We start from the raw sequence: 1,348 nt of genomic DNA on the forward strand, positions 1-1,348 counted from the left end.
CTGCGGTGATTTCAGTATCTAGGTTAATGGCTGCATTAACGGATAAGTCTAATGAATAACCTTCGCTGTCGGTCACTGTGGCCGTATTACCAGCTGCATCAGTCGCTGCTAAAGAGGCTTCAATGGTCGTATCTGGGTCAGCCGCTAAATCAACGCCCGGTACGTTAATACTGAAGTTACCATCGACATCCACTGGGCCAGTGAAGATTTTACCGTTCACCGTCAGCGTCACTGTGTCACCGGTTTGGAAATCGCCGCTCGCTTTACCCGTGACTGGGATTTGTTGCGCCGCTTCCGCTGCGTTAATGATGTCATCCGCCGTGATGTTTTCATCTAACGTGATGGCCGTGTTGGTCATTTCAGTGTCGACTGAATAACCTTCTGTGTCAGTGACGGTTGTGCTGTTACCTGCCGCATCGGTTGCTGCTAGCGAAGCATCAATCACTTTGTCGCCATCTGCTACCAAGTCTGCGCCCGGTACGTTAATACTGAAGTTACCATCAACATCCACTGGGCCCGTGAAGATTTTACCGTTCACCGTCAGCGTCACGGTATCGCCGGTTTGGAAATCGCCTGAGGCTTTACCCGTGACTGGAATTTGTTGCCCGGCTTCTGCTGCGTTAATGATGTCATCCGCAGTGATGTTTTCATCTAACGTAATCGCGGTGTTGGTCATCTCGGTGTCGACTGAATAACCTTCGGTGTCTGTGACGGTTGTGCTGTTACCTGCCGCATCGGTTGCCGCTAGCGAAGCTTCAATGGTCGTATCTGGATCAGCTGCTAAATCAGCGCCCGGCACGTTAATACTGAAGTTACCATCAACATCCACTGGGCCGGTGAAGGTTTTACCGTTCACCGTGAGCGTCACGGTATCACCGGTTTGGAAATCGCCGCTCGCTTTACCCGTCACTGGAATAGATTGGCTTTGCTCTGCCGCATTAATGATGTCGTCTGCGGTAATTTCAGTATCTAGATTAATGGCTGCATTAACGGATAAGTCTAATGAATAACCTTCGCTGTCGGTCACTGTGGCCGTATTACCAGCTGCATCAGTCGCTGCTAAAGAGGCTTCAATGGTCGTATCTGGATCGGCGGCTAAATCAACGCCCGGTACGTTAATACTGAAGTTACCATCGACATCCACTGGGCCAGTGAAGATTTTACCGTTCACCGTCAGCGTCACTGTGTCACCGGTTTGGAAATCGCCGCTCGCTTTACCCGTGACTGGGATTTGTAGCCCGGCTTCTGCTGCGTTAATGATGTCATCCGCCGTGATGTTTTCATCTAACGTGATGGCCGTGTTGGTCATTTCAGTGTCGACTGAATAACCTTCTGTGTCTGTGACAGT

Annotated in this window: 1 protein-coding gene; it reads right to left on the bottom strand. The window is 50.4% G+C overall.

Going from position 1 to position 1,348, the window contains the following annotated elements:
- The coding region (locus tag D1Z90_RS20600) for an Ig-like domain-containing protein (protein WP_198419281.1) at window positions 1–1,348 on the bottom strand (1,348 nt) is incomplete at both ends.

Source organism: Motilimonas pumila (assembly GCF_003596335.1).
Lineage (GTDB): Bacteria > Pseudomonadota > Gammaproteobacteria > Enterobacterales > CBDFNC01 > Motilimonas > Motilimonas pumila.